Origin of the sequence: Thalassotalea nanhaiensis, assembly GCF_031583575.1 — a bacterium.
Classification (GTDB): Bacteria; Pseudomonadota; Gammaproteobacteria; order Enterobacterales; family Alteromonadaceae; genus Thalassotalea_A; species Thalassotalea_A nanhaiensis.
Genome location: NZ_CP134146.1, coordinates 3,350,103 through 3,374,396, shown reverse-complemented (window position 1 = coordinate 3,374,396; position 24,294 = coordinate 3,350,103). Strand labels below are relative to the sequence as shown.

Below are 24,294 nucleotides of genomic sequence, written 5' to 3'. Positions count from 1 at the left end.
AGGAAAAAAGTCATAAACACGTAGGAAAGAATAATAAATGCAAAGTTACGATATCGTTATTGTTGGTGGTGGCATGGTAGGGTTAACCGCAGCGCTTGCTATTTGTAAACAAACACCATTAAAAGTAGCCATTATCGACAACATGCCATTAAACCCTATTGGTGATGCTCCGCATTTAAGGGTTAGTGCTATTAACGATGCAAGTAAGCAACTATTTACTAACTTAGGTGTGTGGGACGCAATCACCAGTGTTCGCAGTCAAGCCTATACTAATATGCATGTATGGGATAAAGACGGTTTTGGTCATTTAGATTTCGACCTTAGTGATTTACCCAACTCGGCCAATAATGATGATTGCCTTGGCACCATTATTGAAAATGATGTCATTCGAAATGCGCTTTATCAGGCAGTAGAACAACATGACAATATCACCTTGATCAAACAAACACTCACCAGTATTGGTACTGGCGAAAGCGAAGTGTTTTTAAGCTTTAGCGAGCATACACCTATTATTGCTAAACTGGTGATTGGTGCTGACGGAGCTAATTCATGGGTACGTAAGCAACTTGATATGGCGATGACCTTTCGTGATTATGATCATCATGCGGTTGTAGCAAGTGTTGATTGTAGCCAAGGCCATCAAAAAACTGCGTGGCAAGTATTTTTAGATACTGGTCCGCTAGCGTTTTTACCGCTTTATCAGCAAAACACCTGTTCAATAGTGTGGTCACTACCTCCGGCTGAAGCGATGCGAGTAAAAGCGCTTTCTGCAGAAGATTTTAATAAAGAAATTACCGCAGCAAGTGATGGCAAACTTGGTCAGGTAAGCTTGCAAAGCGAACGAGTAAGCTTTCCATTAACCATGCGAATTGCACGAGAATTTGTTAAAGACCGAGTGATACTTATTGGCGATGCCGCGCATACCATTCATCCACTTGCCGGGCAGGGTGTTAACCTAGGCTTGGTTGATGCGTCTGCATTGGCACAAACCATTGTTAGTACTTTAAACGATGGTAAAGAGCTGAACGATAATAAATTACTTGGTCACTTTAGCCGTTGGCGCAAGAGTGACGCGACAGAGATGATCGCGGCAATGGAGTCGATTAAACAAGGCTTTAGTCTGCAACAGGTTTTGCCCAAATTTATTCGTGGCATCGGTATGTCAGTACTAAATAATATCTCACCACTTAAACAGTTGTTGATCAAACAAGCCATGGGGCAAACAACAAACTTACCAGAACTGTCAAAAGTTAAAGATCCGCTTTTATAACCTAGGGTTATAAAAAACTTACACGTCTTAATATTATTGATTTAAAAATTTCACCATGCGAAATTAAATTCGGATTGTTAGTTGGTTTTAGAATTAAATGCTGAATGAATCAAATTGACGGTTTATTGTTTTAAATATGACTATTTTGAATTGATCGCAACTAAACTCCGGCGTATAATCTGCGGCAAATTTTCGTATCGAATTAGCCGCTTTTTTGCTTACTAATTCGGCAAAGCGTTAGCTTTGGGCAACATAACCTGAACTAACCCAAGTTAAAAAGTGAAAACATAATGACTAATAAAACGGTATTACACGCTAAACACCTAGAGTGCGGCGCAAAAATGGTTGATTTCTATGGCTGGGAAATGCCAATTAACTATGGCTCTCAAATCGAAGAGCATCATGCAGTTCGCACCGATGCAGGTATGTTTGATGTATCTCACATGACTATTGTTGATATACAAGGTAGTGATGCAAAACCTTTCTTACGTCGTTTAGTGATTAACGATGTGGCAAAGTTAGAGGTTGCTGGTAAAGCGCTTTACACTGGTATGTGTAATGAAGAAGGTGGCGTAATTGATGATTTGATCGTTTACTTCTACAGCGACACTGAATACCGTTTAGTTGTTAACTCGGCAACTCGTGAGAAAGACTTAGCTTGGATCAACAAACAAGCAGAAGGTTATTCAGTAACTATTACTGAACGTCCTGAATTTGCCATGATTGCTATTCAAGGCCCACAGGCAAAAGCAAAAGTTGCTACTCTTTTAACTGCTGAGCAAACTGCTGCAGTTGATGGTATGAAACCATTCTTTAGTGTACAGGCTGGCGATTTATTTATTGCTACTACTGGTTACACTGGCGAAAACGGTTACGAAATTGCGTTACCTGCCGATATGGCTGCTGACTTCTGGCAACAGCTTGTTGACGCTGGCGTAGCACCATGTGGTTTAGGTGCTCGTGACACATTACGTTTAGAAGCTGGCATGAACCTTTACGGTTTAGATATGGATGAAACTGTATCACCACTTGCTGCTAACATGGCTTGGACAATTGCTTGGGATGATGAAAATCGTAACTTTATTGGCCGTGACGTACTAGCTGCACAACGCGCCGCAGGCGATCAACACAAACTTGTTGGTTTAGTGATGGAAGCGAAAGGTGTATTGCGTACAGGTTTAAAAGTGATTACTGAACATGGCGAAGGCGTTATTACTTCAGGTACGTTTTCACCAACGTTAGGCCACTCAATTGCAATGGCAAGAGTACCTCGTGCGGTTAAGTTAGAAGAAACTGTACAAGTGGAAATGCGTAAGAAATTGGTTGATGTAAAGGTTATTAGACCAAGCTTTGTTAGAAACGGTAAAAAAGTATTTTAATATCCTTTTAAAAATATTAGCGTAAATAGTAGAAAACTAATTCCAAAATGAAATTGTTTGGCTAGAATATAAGCAGCTTGGCGAAATGCCAACAGTTTATTTGAGTAAACAATTTCAGTTTTATTAACAGATTTAAATTTAAAATTATTAGGAAACAAAAAAATGAGCAACATTCCTTCTGAGTTAAAATATGCAACTTCTCACGAGTGGGTACGTAACGAAGGTGACGGTACTGTTACTGTAGGTATTACTGAGCACGCACAAGGTCTTTTAGGCGACATGGTATTTGTAGAATTACCAGATGTTGGCGATGAAGTAGCAACTGGTGACGACGTAGCCGTAGCTGAGTCTGTTAAAGCAGCTTCAGATATTTACGCTCCTGTTTCTGGTGAAATTATTGAAGTAAACGAAGACCTTGAAGATTCACCTGAGTTAGTTAACTCTGACGCATTCGGTGACGGTTGGTTATTCAAAGTTAAATTAGATGACGCTGCTGAACTTGACGCATTACTTGATGCTGAAGGTTATGCCAATTCTATTGATGACGAATAAGTCATATTAATTAATAGCTTATAAACCCTGAGTATTACTCGGGGTTTATTGTTTTATTGAATGTAAATATTTTTCAAATTTTTAAGTAAGTGATGTTATGTCTACTCAAACTTTATCTCAGTTAGAACAAACTCAAGATTTCATTCGTCGCCATATTGGCCCGAACAGTGAACAAACAAAAGCAATGTTAAATGACATTGGTGCTGATTCTGTTGATGCCTTAATCGATGAAATTGTCCCGACCAATATTCGTTTATCTCAATTACCAGCTATTGGTGAAAGCAAAACTGAAGTTAAAGCTTTAAGCGATTTAAAAGCGGTTGCCAGCCTTAACGTAGTAAACCAATCAAACATTGGTTTAGGATATTACCCAACTCATACACCAAACGTTATTTTACGCAACGTGCTTGAAAATCCAGGCTGGTACACGGCATATACGCCATACCAACCAGAAATTGCTCAAGGTCGTTTAGAGTCTTTATTAAACTACCAACAAATGTGTTTAGACTTAACTGGGTTAGACTTGGCATCGGCATCACTACTTGATGAAGGTACCGCAGCTGCAGAAGCTATGGCGTTAGCCAAACGTGTATCTAAAAACAAAAAATCAAACTTATTCTTTATTGCTGACAGTGTTTACCCACAAACTATTGACGTGGTTAAGCAACGTGCAGAAATGTTTGGTTTTGATCTTGTATTTGGCCCTGCTGAAGATGTGGTTAACCACAATGTATTTGGTGCGTTATTACAATACCCAACAGCATCTGGTGAAGTATCAGACATTACGCCACTGATTGAAGCGGTACATGCCAACAAAGGTATTGTAGCGGTTGCTGCTGACATTATGTCATTGGTACTTTTAAAAGCTCCAGGCGAACTGGGCGCTGATGTAGTCATTGGTTCAAGCCAACGCTTTGGTGTTCCAATGGGCTACGGCGGACCACACGCTGCATTCTTCACAACAAGTGACAAGTACAAACGTTCATTACCAGGTCGTATTATTGGTGTTTCTAAAGATACACGCGGTAAAGACGCATTGCGTATGGCTATGCAAACTCGTGAGCAACACATTCGCCGCGAAAAAGCCAACTCAAACATTTGTACCGCACAAGTATTATTAGCCAACATGGCCGCGTTTTACGCGATTTACCATGGACCAAAAGGCTTAAAAGTAATTGCTGAGCGTATTCACCGTTTTGCTGATATTTTATGTTTAGGTACGGCGCAAAAAGGCTTAACAGCTGTTCATGCCAACTACTTTGATACGTTAACATTCAATGTTAGTAACAAAGACGAAATTGTTGCTCGCGCTTTAGCTAATGGCGTTAACTTACGAACTGACGTAGAAGGTCAGGTAAGTGTTTCTTTAGATGAAACTACGACTCGTGAAGGTATTGCTAGCTTATTTGATATCTTACTTGGTGAAGGCCATGGTTTAGATGTTGCACAATTAGATGCTGATATCTTGTCATGTGGTCATTCTTCAATTCCAGCATCCCTTGTACGTGAGTCTGCAATTTTAACGCATCCGGTATTTAACTCGTACCACAGCGAAACTGAGATGTTACGTTACATCAAAAAGCTTGAAAACAAAGATTTAGCGCTTAACCATTCAATGATCTCTCTTGGTTCATGTACGATGAAACTTAATGCGACAGCGCAGATGATCCCAGTGTCATGGCCTGAATTTGCTAATATGCACCCATTTGCACCAATTGATCAGGCGCAAGGTTACAAGCATATGATTGACGAGTTAGGTGATTGGTTAGTTGAACTTACCGGTTACGATAACATCTCTATGCAACCAAATTCTGGTGCTCAAGGTGAGTATGCTGGCTTAATCGCTATTCATAAATACCATGAAAGCCGCGGCGACAGTCACCGTAACATTTGTTTGATCCCATCATCTGCGCACGGTACTAACCCTGCCTCTGCACAAATGGTTGGTATGAAAATCGTAGTTACTGCTTGTGATAAAGACGGTAACGTTGACATGGATGATTTAAAAGCAAAAGCAGAAGAGCATTCTGAAAACCTTGCTTGTATCATGATCACTTACCCATCGACACACGGTATTTACGAAGCAACTATTAAAGAAATCTGTGAAATCATTCACGACAATGGCGGTCAAGTATACCTTGATGGCGCTAACATGAATGCTCAGGTTGGTATTACTTCTCCTGGTTTCATCGGCGCAGATGTATCGCACTTAAACTTACACAAAACCTTTGCTATTCCACACGGTGGTGGTGGTCCAGGTATGGGTCCTATTGGTGTTAAAGCACACCTTGCGCCTTTCTTACCTGATCACGCATTAGTGACGGTTGATGAATCAACCAAAGGTAATGGCGCGGTTTCGGCAGCACCATTTGGCTCTGCTGGTATTTTATGTATTTCTTACATGTATGTTGCCATGCTGGGCAAACAAGGTGTTACTGATTCTACTAAATACGCAATCACTAACGCTAACTACCTAGCGCACAAGTTAAGCGAACATTTCCCTATTTTATATACGGGTAACAATGGTCGCGTAGCGCATGAGTGTATTGTTGATTTACGTCCACTTAAAGAAGCTTCAGGCATTACTGAAATGGATGTAGCGAAGCGTTTAATGGATTACGGTTTCCATGCACCAACAATGTCATTCCCGGTAGCGGGTACATTAATGATTGAGCCAACTGAGTCAGAAGCAAAAGTTGAACTTGACCGTTTTGTTGAAGCAATGACCAGCATTCGCAACGAAATCGCAAAAGTAGAAAACGGTGAGTGGACACTTGAAGACAACCCGCTACATAACGCACCACATACGTTAGCTGATATTACAGATGCTAACTGGGATCGAGGTTACTCAATTCAAGAAGCGGTATTCCCTGTTGCAGCGGCAGCGGCGAACAAGTTCTGGCCAACGGTTAACCGTATCGATGACGTATACGGCGATCGTAACTTGATTTGTTCATGTCCTGCGGTATCGACTTACGAAGACTAGTATGTAAATACTAAAAGTCCCTCGTATTTAGATAGGTTGACAGTTTAAATAAAAGACTTGGAGTGTAAGCTTCAGGTCTTTTTTTATGTACTTTATTTGGCGCTGCAAGCCAATCTATTCTCTTGCCCTTAGACCGTTAAAAAATACTCAACAGATAGTGAAAAAATATCACCCTAAAAAGCCTTAATTTAGCCGGATATCGGTTGTTCAAAAAATAACCACATGGTATTTGTATGATTAATGAGAACAGCTCATTACATTCGCCAAAAACAAGCAGTATGGCGGCATAAAATAATTACAATTATAAAGGCATACTATGAAAATAAAAAAGATAGGGCAAAGTGCATTCTTTGCGATCCTGTGTTGCGTCAGTTTATTAAGCCAGGCTGCAACTATTGATCCTGCAAATACTAATCTTCAATATACCGGTCGTTGGAATTTTGACAACCCTTCTACTCCTAAAGTAACTTGGCACGGTTCAAAGCTTGTATTTAGTTTTAACGGCACCAGCGCGAGCGTGGATATTGACGCAGGCACGCGCAGTCCCTACGGTACACAATGGAAAGAACAATATAGAGTGATAATAGACGGGGTCGCTAGTCCTAATCGAATCGAGATGGAACCTGGTCGTGCGACCTATACATTGGCTAATAACTTACCGCTAGGCGATCATACGATTGAGCTATTTAAAGAAACCACATACTCTTATAAATCTGCTAGCACAATTTATGGCGTCATCATTGACGGAAGTTTACTAACGCCGCCTGCAAGACCTGCTCTTCGTATAGAGTTTTTGGGCGACTCAAATATGGATGGCACCTCTAACTACAGCGAACAAGACAATGGCGATTCCGGTGGATATTATGCATACCCTGCCATGGTTTCTCGCATGTTAAATGCTGAAATGAACCTACAAGCGGTAGGTGGCGCAACGCTTGATAAAGCGGGACAAGGTGGTGATAACGACGTACGATCTTTCATATTTTCTGAAAATTACATCGATCAAGATCTAAATTATCGCAGTGGTTTTGACCCGCACGTGATTGTGGTCAATGCTGGAGCTAACGATGTTGGCGCTGGTAAGGTAGAAATTAAAAATCGTTATAAAGATGTGATCGCTGATTTACGTACCGTATATGGTGATTCCCCACATATTGTTTTAATGAATGCTTATGGCTGGAATTTAAACGAGCCGGCAAATTATAGTCATGAAGTGGTGGATGAAGTTGGTGGCAATCTATCGGTAATGTTATTCCCTTGGATGTGGGAGCAATACCACGGCTCTATGTGGGATCACAGTGGTCAAGCACATATGTTAGCTGAACACATAGCCTCACTAAATGCTGCTTGGTCGATTCAAAATAGTAATGATATAGCCAATGCCTTCACCGATGACGGCAATGTTGCTAATGGAAGTTTTGAAGACGTTGCACCCTTTGGAAGTTATGGCTGGCGTTATTATGACGACCCAGGTGTAGAACGTGTATACGATCCGTCTGGAGCGGCAGATGGCAATTACTACTTACGATTAACTGCTGACAGTCAACCTCGCGCTGTTCACCAAGCTACTGATGCAACCGGTGATCTATTACGAGGTGCAACCCAAGGCGGTGAAACGTATACGCTAACGGCCCAAATTCGAGGTACAGCAGCAGGCGCTCAGGCTAAGGTTGAAACCCACTTTCAAGGCCAAGAACTCTGGACACATAAAACCGAAGATGGCAGCCCTTATGATTACCAAATTACAACGTTTGATGTTACAACACAGTGGCAGCAATACACCCATACATTTACAGCTGATGCGGGGGTATGGCAGTTGTTTAACTATCTAGTTGCCTCGCAAGGTAGCGTTGAATTTGATGATGTAGTATTAACTGTTGGCGGAGGGCAACCACCAGTTAACCAAGCCCCTACAGCAGCATTCACAGTTAGCACCAATAATTTAACTGCCGACTTTAGCAATACAAGTTCAGACAGCGATGGCAGCATTGTTAGTTACAGCTGGAACTTCGGTGATGGCAACAGTGCTAATACTGAGAGTCCAAGTCATACTTATACAACCGCAGGATCGTACAATGTCGATTTAACTGTTACTGACGATGATGGTGACAGCGCAAGTACGAATCAGTCAGTCACTGTAACAGAAGCCAGTGGTGGTGACTTAAGCATCAGTATTGCTTCTGCTTCGTTAAATAGAAAAGGACGCCTCACCGTTAACCTAACATGGAGTAATGCCATTGGTAGCAATGTTGACATTCTTCGTAATGGCAGTGTAGTTGCCACAACACCTAATGACGGTGCATATAAAGATGTTGCGACTAATATGTCAAGTGGTACCTATACATATCAAGTATGTGAAACAGGTGGAGGTAGCTGCTCTGCTGAAGTAGAAGTTAGCCTCTGATAGAAAATTAAGATGTTGCTGCTAGCCGGTGTTTATTTATAAAGCACCGGCTTTTTATTGTGGAAAATAAGTCGGTTAGTTTAAATTCTTGTTAATGCGCCTGAATATAGTTGGTGTTGAGTAACTATTGTATAACGTCTATCCAGGACGCTTAACTGGCTTAAGTATAGAATTTCTTCGCCGAAATAAATCTTAAATATATGGTCCTGCAGCTATTTTCATTTCACTCGTTAAAGGGACAGCTTTGCGGTTTAGCGTATCAAAATATACGCTAGTACTTTCTAAAGTAGCTACCTGCGCTTTATTCTTGCCTATGTTAAGCATCGTATAAGTTACGGTTATAGATTTGGTACCCAGCTTAGTTAAGTTGGCTTGTATTTCTAATAACTCACCAGCGGCCACTTCATCCTGGTATTCGATCACATGCTTAACATCAGCCCAACCACGATTAAGTGTTTTTGCATGTTCACCACTCCAACCAAATAAGCTATATAAAAAGTGATAAGAGGCGTCATCAAACATAGTAACGTAGTGACGCGTTGTCATATGTCCCATCACATCACAAAGCTCTGGATGTACTACGCCTTTGTAAACCATTAGGCCTTTATTGTTCATTTTTAGTTACCGCTGCTTTTTAAGTTGTAGAGTTTCACGGGCCTCGGCTGGCGTTTGCAAGCTAGTCCCCATTAAATCAAGAATAGTTCTAGCACGATCTACCAGTTGGGCGTTTGTAGCTAGTACTCCCTTTTCTAGGAAAATGTTATCTTCCAAGCCAACCCTAACGTTACCACCTAGCAAAGCCGATTGTGCAACCATTGGCATTTGAAAACGGCTTAGCGCAAAGCCACCCCAATTAGCGCCGTTTGGAATATTATCGACCATAGCTTGAAAATTACGGGTTGTTGCTTGAGCTGCCCAAGGAACATTTAAGCAAATTTGAAATAATGGCGGCGCATCAAGTAAGCCCTGTTTTAATAATTGTTTAGCAAACCAAATATGGCCTAATTCAAAAACTTCTAATTCAGGTTTTACCCCCAATTGTTGTAAACGTTGAGCGCCAACTTTTAGCATTTCTGCACTCGAGACATACACATAATTATCTGGTGCACAATTAAAAGAACCACAATCGAGAGAACATATTTCGGGTAATAATTCTTCAACATGAACAATACGTTCTATTTGACCTACGCAGTCTGTATCATCAGTAAAATTCAGCGGATTGTCTCCAGGGCCAAGATATAGGTCTCCGCCCATTCCTGTCGTTAAGTTAATGATCACATCAGTATCACTGCTACGAATGCGATCAACCACTTCACGGTAGAGTGCCGAGTCTCTCGATGCTGCACCTGTTTTTGGGTCACGCACATGTATATGTGCAATTGCAGCGCCCGCTTTAGCAGCCTCAATAGATGCATCTGCTATCTGTTTAGGTGTTATTGGAAGGTGTGGGGTTTTATCGGCTGAATTTCCAGAGCCAGTAACCGCACAGGTTAAAATGACCGAGCGGTTCAGCGTGTTTTCAGAATAATTCAAAAAATAGTTTCCTTGGGGTAACAACTAATAAGTTATCGTATCACTTAATCTGAATGATTTCTGGGTATTACGGGTAATTCAATATGAGACGCATATTCTGCACCAAGAAAAATAGTATTATTTGCTTTTATAAATGTTGTGCCTAAATGGTTAGGCTCGCCAGTATTTAAGTTTCGTTCTATACGTGGGAAATTTGAGCTGCTAATTTCTATTCTAATTTTATGCCCCGGTGCAAAATAATTACTTGTGGCATTAAGATCTACTTCTATTGGGTAAACTTTTCCTTCAACCATAAACGATTCATCTTTAAGAGAGTCTCTATAACGCATACGCAAAGCACCTTCTTGTACATTGTAGGCTTTACCATCAGGGTAAACGTCAATGATTTTCACTGTGAAGTCTGTATCTTTAGCTGAAGAGCTTACAAATAACTTAGCCTTTAATAAACCTGTTACTTCAATACCCGAAGTTAATTTATCCGAGGTGTAAACTAAAATATCATCTCTTTGTTCAATACTACTTTGATCATAACCTCCAGCCTCAGTATCAGAGCCTGTACAGCACGTATGGCCACCAAGTGATGGTACAGGATCACTAGGATCATAAATAAAGCTATCACTTTTAAGGGAAGCCGGTTTATTAAGGGATAACTTACCATCTCCAGCAATAGAGTTAGCGCCTTTGTTATTGTCTAAATACCAATTTGTATATTGAGTATTCTTCAATGGCCATTGGTCAGCATAGCGCCATTTATTTTCACCCAATACATAGTAAGTCAGAAATGGCCTTTTGGTTATTTCGTTGCGCTCTTCCTTTAGCCATTTATTGAACCAACTTATTTGCAACTGCTTATAATTCAACTCTGTATTTGTTAAAGGACGCTCGCCTGCGCTTAGCTCTGACGGCTTTTGAGGAAAGTTACAATGAGTTCCTGGGCCTATAATCACGTATTGGTGTTGCTGCGCTATTTTAGTTTTCGCTGTTTGTCTAAATTGTTCGGCCATCATTAAGGTTTCTCTGGCACCGTAATCGTACCAGGTATCAAAGAACAGGTTAGGAACCGATACGCTATCATTTTGATTGACTAGGTCGAGTGTGTGAAAGTACTCGCCGTCCGGTGCATTATCTCGCCAAATACTATAATCACTGGGAGCAGCACCACTTAAACTAAGTAAATTAATAGTTGGTAAGGCTTTGATATTTTCTAGGTATTTATTAAAGTCAAAATCGGGGCTCATTTTATATTCGTTAGCCTCTTTTTGATTAAACCATTCACTGCGTTCAGCGCCGGTTAAATTTGGCCCGTAAAATACTTTTGTGCCGTTACTTGCAAACCAGCCTGCAGTTTGACCTAATTCAAAGGCTCCGCCACTGAAGGATTGCCAAGCACGACCTGGGCGATAATACCCTGATGCTGCTGACTGCGGTTGTCCGACTATAAGGGCAGGGTGGTTGGTTGCCTCAAGTACGACTTGCGCTTCTCCTAAATATGAACAGCCACTAAGGCCCACTTTACCGTTAGACCAAGGTTGTTTTATTATCCAATCGAGCGTTTCAACGCCATCTTTGCGTCGACCTTTTGCAATGTTATAAATACCTTCAGACTCAAAACGGCCACGAATATCTTGAATAACTACCGCATAGTCTTGTTCAACCAATGCTTGCCAAACGGGGTTCCAATTATAAGTATTGTTTTTATTGTAAACGGTTCTGATTAAAATCGTTGGCCTTGCTTTATCTATCTTGCCACTAAAATAAATATCGGTAGATAAGTGCACGCCATCACTCATTTTAACCATTTGGCTTTTAAGTGGTGCTGAGTGACTGGCAAAATGCACGAACAAAGTTAAAGCGACAATAATTATATGGCTATTTTTTAAGTACCTTTTAAAGTCTGTTTTAAAAAAATACATTGTTAAGTTCACTCACTTATATGCTTTATTTGATCAGATTGTTTATGACTAACTGAAACCCTAGATGCATGATCGTTTTTCAACATTTGAGTTAATGAATACGACATAAACCCACCAATTATTATCAATGGCAGCGATACAATGATTGTTGTTGATAAAATGACCTTTAAACCACCATCAACATACATTAATGCAACAGGCACAATTGCTAGGGCAATCGCCCAAAATAGTCGATTCCAACGTTCTGGGTGGTCGCCTTCTTTTAGGTTGCGAGTTGTTACGGATGCAAGCGTATAGGATGCAGAGTCATAGGTAGTAGCTAAAAATACTATGGCAATAATGGCAAACATCAGCACAGGAAATTTACCAAAAGGTAGAGTCATTATAATTTGCGTAATAGCTGTAGCTTCGCCGGATTGTTTGATTATTTCAGCTATGTTCAACAACTGAGAAATCTCAAGATTCATCGCATAATTTCCAAAAACGATAAAAAACATCCAAGCACCAAGACTACCAAAACACAACATACCCAAAATAAGTTGCTTAATTGTTCTACCGCGTGATATTCGGGTAACAAATAACCCAACAAATGGCCCATATGCTACCCACCAAGCCCAGTAAAACACTGTCCAGCTTTCGACAAAGCCAGTATTGTTGATTGGATCTGTCCATAAGCTCATTTGGAAAAAGTTTTGTAACACCAAACCAATACTATTAGTGCCTGCTTTTAGAATAAATAACGTAGGGCCAGCTGCTAAGATAAAAAATAATAAAGCAAAAGTGATGATAAGATTGAATTCAGATAATTTTTTAAAGCCTTTTTCCAGACCTAAAAATGCACTGGCACCAAAAATTGCCACACAGAAAAATACCACAGACAACTCAAGGATTAAGGTGTGGCTGGTATTGAATAATTCGGCAATACTAGCGGCAATCATTGGTGTTGATAAACCTAAGGATGTACCTGCACCTCCTATTAAGCTCAACATATAAAACAGGTCAATAAAGCGGCCTAATTTACCGCCAGATTCTGCGGCCTGTTTAGGGCTATAAAAATGATTACAAGACGTACTTAACCTTAAAAATGGCACTTTACGTACATAAAATGGGTAGGCAATGGCAACCGCGGGTAAACAATAAATGGCCCAAGCACTTATTCCCCAGTGAAATAGTGGAAAGGTAGTTGCCCATTCCTTTGCTTTACTGGTGCCTGCTTCAATACCTAAAGGTGGTGTTTTTAAATAATAAGACCACTCAATAACGGCCCAATACAATAAACCTGCTCCAACCCCGGCACAAAAAATCATTGTGATCCAAGTTAATGTTTTAAATTCAGCAGGTTGATCGTCGCTGGATAATGTGATTTTTCCATACTTGCTAAAGGCAAGCCATAACAGAAAACCAAGTGCAAAAACTGCATACCATTGATAAATCCAGCCCAAATGGCTAGTAATAGTATTGTATAAATCAGTTATGTAGGGGCCTGCAGAATCACTAAACATGATAATAGGAATTGTCACCGCCAATATTACCAACAGGGTTGTAGTGAACATAGGTCGATCAAGCTTGGTACTACTGGTTGTCATTATTATTATCCTAGTAGATATTTTAGCGTTGCTAATATGTGGTCAAAGTGACTTACATATTGTTTATTATTCTGCTTGGTTGCTTTTTAACCAAGGGGAGCATTGAACAAATATAAGGGCCTCAGTGCCATTATAGGATTTCAATGTAACCCTTTAAGGTAATGTGTTGATAAATAAAGTATTAATGTAACTTTTACATTACCAGATGAGCATGTCTTATACAAAGGCGCAGCTAAGCTATTTTGTATGGGGATTAACCCCATACTTGTTAGAATTAAACTTAGTTATTGATGTTTACTACTACACAACCACCAAAACCACCTTGTTCAATAAGTTGATGTGACTTTGCCATTTCATTAAATGGCAGTGCATGAGCAATTCTATGAGAAAAAGAGTTGTTTTTTAGAACTTGCTCAATATCTGCAATAGCATCCAATTTTGCCTGTTCTGGCATTGCATAAACAATAACCATCCTAAGGGTGATATCCATGAACATCATGTCTTTAAATGGCAATTTAGGCTCAGGCACTACGGTTGAAGAGTAGGTTGCAATTACGCCACCAATGTTCAGGCATTTGAGCACTTGTGGTAAGTTTTGTCCAAACTCAACGTCGACCACTCGATCAACCTTATCACCACCAGTAAGAGAAAGAATTTGTTCAGCCCAGTTGGCTTCTCTATGGTTAACAACATGCTGCGCACCTAATTCTTTGCAAAGTTTTTGGTCAGCTTCATTACTCGCTGTGGCTATCACTTTTGCGCCGCCTCGTTTTGCCCATTGAATAGCATAGAAGCCAACACGGCCAGCACCGCCAGTGATCAGCACCGTTTTACCACAGACACTACCATCAGCGAAAACACAACGATGTGCTGTCATGACAGGAATACCCAATACTGCACCTACTTCAAAAGATGCTTCATCTGGCAGTACCGGAGCTCTGCAAGAGTCAATTGCAACGTACTGTGCTGCGGTCCCAAAACGACGACCATATTGAGCTTGATATACCCAAACACGCTCACCTATTCGCGCCGAGTCGACACCTTCACCAACAGCTTCAATAACTCCTGCACCATCGCTATGTGGTATTACCAAACCAGCATCTAAGAGATTAGGAAATGCACCCGCACGTTTTTTGGTATCTGATGGGTTAATGCCTGTCGTCATCATTTTCACTAACACTTCGCCAGCAGCCACTTGTGGCTTGGCAAGGTCGCCAAAAATAAGCGTGTCGCTTGGTGAACCAAAGTTTTCAAACCAAACAGCTTTCATAAATACTCCATAGTTATAAATTATTTGAGAGACTTTCTGTGTGTCCATCTAAACCGATGGCTTGTCCTGATATACTTGCACCAAGTGGCGAGGCAAGAAAACAGGCCATATTGGCGATGTCTTCAGGGTCAACAAAGAGTCTCATTGAGCTTTGTATCTTATAGATATTTGTTATTTCTTCCGTGCTGACACCACGCTCTTTAGCATCTCGCTCAATGACACCATTGATTCTGTCACCATTAACACTACCTGGACAAAGAGCGTTCACACGGATGTTATCAGGGCCAAGTTCCATCGCCCAAGTTTTTGTTAATCCAATTAGCGCCCATTTTGAAGCCGTATAAGGAGACCTTAACGGGAAACCAAAAAAAGCTGCATTTGAAGAAATATTGATAATGCTGCCACCTTTGTTATTCGTCCTTAAAAGCGGAATAGCAAGCTTAGCAAAATAAAAATGCGCGTTTAAATCAATGTTAATTGTATTGCACCACTCTTGTGGATCAATATTTTCTACTTTATCTGTAGGTCCGGCAATTCCTGCGTTATTTACCAATAGATCAAGCTTATTGTATTTACTTTTAAGGTCTCGAAATACCTGTTCTACTTGCTCGAAATTAGATACATCGCAAAGTGTTGCTGAAGCAGTTGGGTTCAAGCGTATAAACTCTGCAATTGCTGTTTCACTAACATCACAGATATGCACCTTAGCGCCTAGGGCTATCAAGCTTTCAGCGATGACCTTACCGATGCCACTGGCACCGGCAGATATTAAGGCAACAAAGTTATCGTCTAATGTGATAATGGGTTTTGTCATTATTGTCCCTTCGTTAAAAAACGATTAAATTAATCAAAAAGATAGCTTAATGACACACCAATTGTGCGTGGTCTATTAACTGTTATGGTTGAGTCCCAGCTTGCTGTGCCTTTAGATAGTTCAGCTCGTTCGTCAGTTAGATTGTTCACATAAATCGTTGCTGTCCATGAGTCGGCTTCAATTCCAGCCGATATATTGGCAATACTATAAGAAGCAAGTTCCTCTCTTTGATCTGTTTCTAAGTCACCACCTGAGTGTTTGAAAATGTCACTTTGGCGCTCTCCCACATAGGAGTATGTCGCTTGAATAAAACCTTCATAACTAAAAATTGGCTGATAGTAACGGGCTGAGATATTACCTTTAAACTCTGGTACGTTAGGTAGCTCGGTACCGTCTGGCGCAAACTTGCTGCCAACGCTTAAATCCTTAGATAATTCCGCTTGGTTATAACTAGCTGCAGCACTGAGTTTAAAATTGGATGTCAGCATATAGGTAAGATCGGACTCGATGCCTGTAATTGACGCTTCACTAACATTGATTGTTAAACCCACAGGTGAACCAAAAGAGGCGTCATAACGGGTAAGCTGCATATCATCCCAACTCATTGAATAAATAGCACCGTTGAATCTTAAATCTTGATCCTCAGACATTATTTTCCAACCAAACTCCATATTTTCAACAAAGTCAGCTTTATAAGTACGAGGTACAACTTCTGTTTCATCGCGATTGATGCCACCAGGGCGATACCCTTCAGACCAGGTTAAATAAACTAATCGATTATCAGTTAGCTGATAGCTTGCATTGGCTTTAAAAATGGAACCGCTATCATCGACACTGGTGTCAACATCAATAATAGGGAAACCTGGGGCAATAACACCGTATCCCGATGTGCCCGATAGTGAGCTTTCGTTAGAATAATAACGGCCACCTAAGGTGAGGGCTAATTTATCATTGACTTGATACGTTAGTTCACCAAAAACAGCGCTTTGGTCGTCATCACGATTTTGATCTGTTAAGTACCATAAATCGGGTTCACCAAACTGTTCAAAATCAGGACCTTTAGCAAGCCCCTCCATAACCCATTCTTGACGATAATCATGGCTAGAAGATTCTTGATAAAGACCTAAAGTATACTGTATTGAACTGTCACCAGTACTTTGTAAACGTAACTCATGGGTATCGCGCTTATATTCGTTATCATCGTTATAGGCGATCATCATATTGGTACAATCTTCGGTCGCGCTGCCATAATACTCACAGCCATAATATTGGATCCAGCTGGTTGAGTAATAATCAGTATAATCCGAGTAATCATTATGAAATTCAACGTTGCGCTCCATAAATGAGCCGGCGTAAACAAGCTCAGCATCACCTAAGTCACCGGTGATTGTTACAGATGCTTGGGTAAATTCATCGTCCATTTCTTCTGGGTTAAAACGCTGAACCTCTAAATCACCAACTTCACCGTTAGGCGCATCAGGATCATGGTACCAGACACCATTGGTTTCTTGTTTTTGATATATTGTTGTTAACAAGGCATCCCAATTATCACTGATTTGTGTTTTTACCCCTGCGCGAAAGCCAGTATTATCTAGAGTATTAAAGTCCTCTTCGACATGAGCGTCATTATTATTTTCTACTAACGATGATTCACCACCATTGGTAAATAATGCTGAAGTATGAGTGCCGGCGATATTGTCAATGTATCCGCCATCATGTTTACTCCAACCGACAAGTCGGATCGCGGTGTCCTCACTAACAGGAATATTTACAAAACCTTCAAATGTATTGTTGGGCTCGCCTTCGTTAGTCGTACTTAAATCTACACTAACGCCACCTTCAAATGCTTCTGTATCAGGCTTGTTGGTGATAATACGCAAAGTTCCTGATTGAGAGCTGGCACCGAATAACGTACTTTGAGGGCCGGCAAGGGCTTCTATTCTTTCAATATCGTAAACATGTAAATCTAAGTTTCTGCCAATGGCAGTGACAGGTTGTTCATCTAGATAAATAGCAACGCTTGGCTGAGAGCCGGAAGCATTTCCATCTCCACCATCAGCGGCACCACGCATATATACCTGTGCTAAACCAGGGCCCGCACTATTAAATGATAGGCTAGGCAGTAACAGTGCATAATCCTCAAAATTTGTAATGCCTTGTTCTTCAATATCTTTACTAGACAGTGCTTGCACACTCGAAGGAACATGTTGAATATTTTCAACGCGCTTACGAGAAGTCACCTCAATGACTTCAATTCCTTCTTTTGTTGCTTCTTCAGCTAAAGAAAAAGGTGAGACAAACACAGTTGCTGCGACACTACTTGTTAATACTGGTACGAGTAATGCCTTGCGTACTGCGCAAGATATTAATGAAATATTGTTGTTATTATTTTCTACTTTCATGCTGCTTCCCATTGTTGGTATAACAAATTATTTTTATTATTATTTGGCTACAGCAACAAACCTAAGTTAGCCAATAAAATAGTCATTGTTTACAAAGTTTTATCTAGCCTAGGCTGATAAGGAGTAAGCTACAAACGATTAATATTTGACGGATGTTTAGATTTTCTAAACTATCTTTTTTTTGGGGGGGATACATGCCGAAGGGTAACTCATATATGAGTTACTCAATGAACAGATCGTTATTTGGATTGGTATCAGCTGCTAATTTCAATTAGAGGTTCTAAATGTTTACTGTAAGCTTGCCAAGCATTTAAGCCTTTATTGTTAATGGGTTGACGAACTTGTTCGGCGCTCGCGGTAGCAACAGCTCGTTTATTTTTATAAAAGGATAAACAACTTTCTTCAAAATCTAAATTTAGAAAAGTTAATAATTGCCTTACTTCTGATTCAATATTGTTTACTACATTTTCGTAATTCACTGTGTATATATCATCTGGAAAAGTTTGCTGCCAAAATGACATTAACGCTAAATAGTTTTGGTAATAATGCTTAATATCATTAATATCGTTGCTAAAGCTTTGGCCAACAGCAAAGAGTTGTTTAAAGCAGCTAAAGCCGCTTGCAACAGGAATGCGACGAGCATCAATAATTTTTGCTTGCGGTAAAATAGTCTTGATCAATCCTATATGAAGAAAATTGTTTGGCATTTTATCAATAAAGAATGGCGCACCATTTCGTAAATGTTCACTTGCGGTTAAGTAGCTATTGCCTAACTCCTTAACTTGTTCAGCAGTTAGGTTTGCTAATGAATGAGGGTAAAGATCCTTGTCTTGTTTTTTCTTTCTGTTTCCTAATCTCCGTGCGATAGCCATTATGTCTGGTAGCTCTTTAGTACCATCTATAGCACTATGAGAAGATAATATTTGCTCAAGTAGGGTAGATCCAGAGCGGGGTAATCCGACGATAAAAATAGGGACTGGCGTATTGCTGTTTGAAAACTTATGTTTGGGTTTAAAGTTTGCAAAAAATTGTTTGTTACGGGCCACAAGCTGTTCAGTGTCAATAGTAGAGTATGGCTCTATTTGTTTTTTGATATTATTTCCTAATGAATAGAAATAAAAAGATTGATCAAATTCTTTAGCAATTTCATACGCCTTACCTAGGGCGAAACAAATTTGAGTTAAGTTTTCATCTTTCTTATCTTTTAGTTCTTCGTAGGCTAATGACATTTGTTTAAATTGAGTTTCAGTAAACTCATAGGTTTTCATATTTGCCAAACTCCAATAAGCATCACCGTATTGTGGGTTGATCTCGGTGGCTTTTATATAGGCGGCAATGGCTTTACTTGTTTCTCCAGTGGTTTTGTATGTGTGGCCTAATGATGCCCATAACTCGGCCTGGTTTGTTTGTCGCTTCAACAAGTGCTGATACAACTCAATTGCTTGTTGATAATGACCTAGTTTGACTAACACTGCTGCTTTTACAATAAGAACAGGAGGGTGGTTTGGCTGATGCGTTTCAAGCAGTTTGATCTGCGCCAAGGCAAGCTTATTTTGTTCTCGCTTATTTAACGTGTGCGCATAATTGAGCCTTGCCAAGTGATAATTTGGCGCAAGCTGTAACGATTTTTCAAATAAATTTTGCGCATCTTCATAAACACCTAAGTTCAATGCTACCTCACCGAGTAGCCTGATTGCACTTGCATCGGATGGAAAACGTTTCAAATGTTGTCGTACTTCTTTTTCGCTATTAAAAAAGTCTTTATTAAAAAATGCTCTTAACGCTTGTTGTAAATTAGGGCTACTTGCACTGAAGATTAAATGCTGTTTAAACGCATTGTCAGCACTGTGTTTATCAGCTATTGCATAAAGTAATTCACTGTATTCTAACCACAGTTGAGCGTTAGCTCTAAATGTTTTTAGACCAAATTCACAGGTTTTTATTGCTTGTTTATTATGCTTTAAGGCCCTTAACACTTGCACTTTAATCAAATAACCCATTTCAAATTTTGGGTTCATCTGTAGGGTTTGGTTTATTGATTCTAATGCTTCTGAAAACCGTGACAAGCTTTGACATGCAATGGCTTTGATCAACCAACCATCAAATATATCTTGGTTTAAGTTTAAAAGATCCTGACTCAGCTTTAATGCCTGATGGTAATTGCTTTTCGCTAATTGTTGTTGAGCATTTTGAATTAAATTCAACAGCTTATGGTCAGTCATTGTGCCTTACCCTTTGTTTTTATTTAATATATTGACAGTGTTATGTTGATTTGACAAACTGAATTAATGAACTAATCGTTTAGTTATTTTCAACAAAGGATATTGAAAGATGAGAAAGATGCCGCCGCTAAACTCGCTCAAATGCTTTGAAGCGGCTGCCAGAAATGGCTCCTTTAATGGTGCTGCAGATGAATTATGTGTGTCGGTTTCGGCAATAAGTCATCAAATTAAACAATTAGAATCTTATTTGAATATAGAGGTTTTTCACCGAAAAACTCGTACAATTGAGCTTACTGAAGCAGGAAAAAAGTACTATCCAATACTTCGAGATGCATTTGAACGTATCGCTGATGGCACCTCAGCTTTATTGAAACCTCAGGACAGTAATACCCTAACCATTCAACTTTATTCAACAATTGCTATTCGCTGGTTAATTCCAAAGCTAAATAAATTTAATAAACAGCATCCTGAAATTAATGTTCGTATTCATACTTCTTATGAAGATGTTGATTTTGATCATAGTGATGTTGATGCGTGTATCAAAATTGGCTCTAAAACAAATAGTGAGCTGGAATTTAGTTATCTGTTTACCTCTGAACTGTTCCCTGTTTGTTCACCATCATTTTTAGATAATTTTCCAACCTTATCTACTGCTGAAAATTTATCTGATGCACCGATACTGCAAGTTTACCCTTCAAGTATTGACTGGTCATTATGGTTAAAGCAAGCTGGTGTTCAAGGGGTTGAACCTGATGCAGGTTTAAGGTTTGACAGTTATGATCATGCTCTAACAACAGCATTACAAGGGCTAGGAATAGCAATGGGAATGCAACCTTACGTATCTAATGAACTTACCAACAATATGTTGATAGAGCCATTTCCAGAGCTCCGCTGTAAACACCCAGATAGTTGGTACTTTGTTTGTAGAAAAGAAAGATCCCACTTAAAAAAGGTAAAGATTTTTAAAGAGTGGTTAGTTGAACAAATTGAATCTTCACCAGAACTTGCTAGTTTGAGAGCTGAATAATAGCTAAATAATAATTGTTTTAAAATAAAAAGGAGCATCATTGTTAAATGATGCTCCTTTTGTTATTGGTTATTAAATAAGGTTCTTAGAATGAGGCTCGTACACCAAGCGAAAACCTTCTGCCATAATAGGTGTAGTCGATTATACGATTTTCCGAACCTTGATAATTACTGACCGATTCTTCCGTTAAGTTAACCCCTTCAGCAAAAATCGAAAAGTTCTCATTTATATCAAAACTTGCACTGGCATCCCATTGGCCATAGTCAGTTGTGTATTCTTCATATTCAAAGCCCCAAAGGTATTTTTCACGCCAGTTATATGAAGCACGAATTTGCACGGCTTCATATTCATAGAAAAGAATAAAGTTACCAGTATCAGATAAACCATCAATACCGAAACTATATGAATCTGTCTCGACAAAAGCGTCATCATCATCAACAAAGGTGTAATTCATCTGCACGCCTAAGCCACTAAATGCGCCAGGTAAAAAATCAAACACTATGTTGGTTGCTACTTCTACCGACGAAATTGATGCATCATCTAAGTTAAATGGCCTGGTTTCAAGAAAGTCATAGCCTGAGATAACGGTTTCTTTTTCCGCGGTAACTATAAAGTCTTCGATATCTTTGTGCATGTAGGTGACACCTAGATAAGATGACTCATTGATATACCAGTTTGCTGCAATGTCGAAATTGGTTGCTGTATAAGGTTCTAAGTAAGGGTTACCACCAGATGCACCGAAGAAACCGCCTTGGGTTGGTCTGGTATTATAGCCTACATCAACGCCAATTTTGTTTAGCTCAGGTCGAGTAATAGTTTTTGACAAAGATAATCGCACATCAACATCTTCTCTAACCTCTAGTTTTAAATTCATTGAAGGCAACACTTCTTCGTATTCATTCACTACTTCAAGTGGTTTCGCTTCAGTAGTCTCTAGTATGCTCACTGTCGGGTCGTCTGGGTTAGGCGTAATACTAATGATTTCTTCACCCCAACCAGTCGATGTTTGTTCTGTTTCAACCATTCGAACACCGATATTGCCCGACCAAGGCATAGATGCAATTTCACCTTCAAGGCCAAGCTGAATATAAAGCCCGATATTTTCTTCTTTTACCCCTGGGCTATTCGCTAATTCAACGTGTGGAGTGTAGTCAAGGTTAGGAATAGGGTCACCATTTTCATCCACTCGTTGGTTGTAATATTCGCCATTTTTAATAAAATCGTCAGATTCATAATAAGCACGTAATGCATCGTTATCTGTTTCTAACCAAGCGGTAGGGAATGAGCCATCAGCGCCAGATAAGAAATCACTTGGTTTAACTAAAATACCAATATGATCAGGAATATCATCGCCAAAACCCGTTGAAGTACCATTATTTACTTCATCAGCACTTCTTAACCTTGTGCGCTGGAATTCTCTTTCATGATAAAATGCGCCAACCTTTACACTCGATATTACGCCAAACTCAAGTGACTTGGTCCAGTCGAGCTTTAAGTCTTTAATAGTGTCCTCATTATCATCGCCTTCAACCACCATAAAATGGTTAGCCAATAACATTGGATCGGTTAGTGCCGCCGGGTTTTGTTGATATTCACCTGTGTATTCGCCTGTTTCTTCATCATAAACAGGGAAGGTGAGTGACGGTATTGTATCGCCTGGAATTAACTGAAATAAACTAGAGCTTTCCGTGGTATTTCTAAAACCACTTACGGCAAAACTTTGCGTACCACCAGCGGTGTTTTGAGATTTAGCGTAAGACATGTCAAATGTTAATACGGAATCATCGGCAAAGAGCTTTTCAACATTGAATCCGACCATATAGGTTTCTGTTGGTCGGTTACCGGTTGAATGAACCATCTCCGTTGGTGCAGCGTGACCTGCCCAATAAACTAATGTACCTTCTTCATCAATTTTAACGCTACCAGGACCAGCATTGTTATTATTAATACCGCCCCACCAATGAGCTATTTGGTTATAATCCGCTTGTGTATCATATTCTGAATATAAACCATCAAGGGTAAAAACTAAGTCGTCTGACAGTGCATACTGCGCAACAACCATACCACTTGTTCTTTCTCGATCTGCTTCTTCTAAACCATAAGAAATACCTTGAGGAGCCCACGCAACAAGCTCTTTAGCACCATTGCCATCTAGGTCGTACTCCATTGGCCACCAACCGCTTGTACCCATATAGTCAGAGCGTGCCGTTCGTTTATGGGAAGCAACTGAAGCAGAGATACCAAAATTTCCATCATCATCTTTGAAGCTGATCACGCCAGAAAACTGTGGGTCTGTCTCTTCAGATAATTCGTCGTGCATCGCCTTAACCGATGCTGCACCTGTAATTCCTTCATCTAAATCAAGTGGCCTTAAGCTCCTTACATCGATTACTGCACCAATACCACCGTCAGAAAGCTCGGCTTTTGAGGTTTTGTAAACATCGACACGAGAGACCATTTCAGAGGCAAGAATATCAAAGCTAAATGAGCGCGAACCATCAGGGTTTGGCATAATTCGGTTATTAAAGGTAACTACGTTAAATTCAGGACCTAAGCCACGAACACTGACTTTACTTCCTTCGCCACCGTTTCGATCGATTGATACACCGGTGATTCTTTGCAGTGATTCCGCTATGTTAGTATCAGGGAATTTACCTAAATCTTCAGCTTCAATTGAATCTAATATACTGTCAGCAGCTTTTTTAGATAATATTGATTTTTTTACACTGCTTAAGTAACCAGTAACTTCAATGACTTCAACGTCATCATTTACTTCTGGCTCTGTGTCGTTAGCTTCTTGTGCTAAAGCACTATTAATGCTCATTGTCAGTAAGCTTAAACAAAACAGGCTACTAACACTTTTATTATTGTTTTTATTAAATATCATTATTTGCTCCTATGAATCACCGAACTAGTATTCGATGATTCTAATTTAT

The 24,294-nt window shown here is 39.9% G+C and carries 15 protein-coding genes; 6 read left to right on the top strand and 9 right to left on the bottom strand.

Features of this window, described 5'->3' with window-relative positions; genetic code table 11:
* The first annotated feature begins 37 nt into the window (after window positions 1-37).
* From RI845_RS14555 to RI845_RS14535, 5 genes are all read left to right on the top strand, one after another.
* The gene (locus tag RI845_RS14555) at window positions 38-1,270 is read left to right on the top strand and encodes an FAD-dependent monooxygenase (protein ID WP_348386894.1); all 1,233 of its coding nucleotides are present in this window, start codon (window positions 38-40) and stop codon (window positions 1,268-1,270) included.
* A gap of 290 nt (window positions 1,271-1,560) precedes the next feature.
* On the top strand, window positions 1,561-2,649 hold the full coding sequence (gcvT, locus tag RI845_RS14550; RefSeq protein ID WP_348386893.1) for a glycine cleavage system aminomethyltransferase GcvT: 1,089 nt from the start codon (window positions 1,561-1,563) through the stop codon (window positions 2,647-2,649).
* A 162-nt stretch (window positions 2,650-2,811) separates the two neighbouring features.
* Window positions 2,812-3,201: a glycine cleavage system protein GcvH gene (gene gcvH, locus RI845_RS14545; RefSeq protein ID WP_348386892.1), complete on the top strand. Its 390-nt coding sequence runs from the start codon at window positions 2,812-2,814 to the stop codon at window positions 3,199-3,201.
* A gap of 97 nt (window positions 3,202-3,298) precedes the next feature.
* Window positions 3,299-6,187, top strand: coding sequence for an aminomethyl-transferring glycine dehydrogenase (gene gcvP / locus RI845_RS14540; RefSeq protein WP_348386891.1), 2,889 nt, complete (start codon window positions 3,299-3,301; stop codon window positions 6,185-6,187).
* A gap of 316 nt (window positions 6,188-6,503) precedes the next feature.
* Window positions 6,504-8,591, top strand: coding sequence for a PKD domain-containing protein (locus RI845_RS14535; protein ID WP_348386890.1), 2,088 nt, complete (start codon window positions 6,504-6,506; stop codon window positions 8,589-8,591).
* A gap of 192 nt (window positions 8,592-8,783) precedes the next feature.
* Here the strand turns inward: RI845_RS14535 and RI845_RS14530 are convergent, their stop codons facing one another.
* From RI845_RS14530 to RI845_RS14495, 8 genes are all read right to left on the bottom strand, one after another.
* Window positions 8,784-9,206: an acyl-CoA thioesterase gene (locus RI845_RS14530; protein WP_348386889.1), complete on the bottom strand. Its 423-nt coding sequence runs from the start codon at window positions 9,204-9,206 to the stop codon at window positions 8,784-8,786.
* Window positions 9,207-9,212: 6 nt separating this feature from the next.
* A complete protein-coding gene (locus RI845_RS14525; protein WP_348386888.1) occupies window positions 9,213-10,124 on the bottom strand; it encodes a BKACE family enzyme in 912 nt (303 codons plus the stop codon).
* Window positions 10,125-10,168: 44 nt separating this feature from the next.
* Window positions 10,169-12,037 carry a CocE/NonD family hydrolase gene (locus RI845_RS14520; RefSeq protein ID WP_348386887.1) on the bottom strand — a complete coding sequence of 623 codons (1,869 nt, stop codon included), beginning with the start codon at window positions 12,035-12,037 and terminating at the stop codon, window positions 10,169-10,171.
* Window positions 12,038-12,045: 8 nt separating this feature from the next.
* Window positions 12,046-13,623: a BCCT family transporter gene (locus RI845_RS14515; RefSeq protein WP_348386886.1), complete on the bottom strand. Its 1,578-nt coding sequence runs from the start codon at window positions 13,621-13,623 to the stop codon at window positions 12,046-12,048.
* A 280-nt stretch (window positions 13,624-13,903) separates the two neighbouring features.
* The gene (locus RI845_RS14510; protein ID WP_348386885.1) at window positions 13,904-14,893 is read right to left on the bottom strand and encodes an NADPH:quinone reductase; all 990 of its coding nucleotides are present in this window, start codon (window positions 14,891-14,893) and stop codon (window positions 13,904-13,906) included.
* A 13-nt stretch (window positions 14,894-14,906) separates the two neighbouring features.
* Window positions 14,907-15,707: an SDR family oxidoreductase gene (locus tag RI845_RS14505; RefSeq protein ID WP_348386884.1), complete on the bottom strand. Its 801-nt coding sequence runs from the start codon at window positions 15,705-15,707 to the stop codon at window positions 14,907-14,909.
* Window positions 15,708-15,736: 29 nt separating this feature from the next.
* Window positions 15,737-18,109: a TonB-dependent receptor gene (locus RI845_RS14500; protein WP_348386883.1), complete on the bottom strand. Its 2,373-nt coding sequence runs from the start codon at window positions 18,107-18,109 to the stop codon at window positions 15,737-15,739.
* A 254-nt stretch (window positions 18,110-18,363) separates the two neighbouring features.
* Complete coding sequence (locus tag RI845_RS14495) at window positions 18,364-20,331, bottom strand: tetratricopeptide repeat-containing sulfotransferase family protein (protein ID WP_348386882.1); 1,968 nt, start codon at window positions 20,329-20,331, stop codon at window positions 18,364-18,366.
* Between the two features lie 109 nt (window positions 20,332-20,440).
* Between RI845_RS14495 and gcvA the strand changes: the two genes are divergently transcribed.
* The gene (gcvA, locus tag RI845_RS14490) at window positions 20,441-21,358 is read left to right on the top strand and encodes a transcriptional regulator GcvA (protein WP_348386881.1); all 918 of its coding nucleotides are present in this window, start codon (window positions 20,441-20,443) and stop codon (window positions 21,356-21,358) included.
* A gap of 85 nt (window positions 21,359-21,443) precedes the next feature.
* Here gcvA and RI845_RS14485 read toward each other — a convergent pair whose 3' ends face one another.
* Complete coding sequence (locus RI845_RS14485) at window positions 21,444-24,245, bottom strand: TonB-dependent receptor (protein WP_348386880.1); 2,802 nt, start codon at window positions 24,243-24,245, stop codon at window positions 21,444-21,446.
* Window positions 24,246-24,294: the final 49 nt, after the last annotated feature.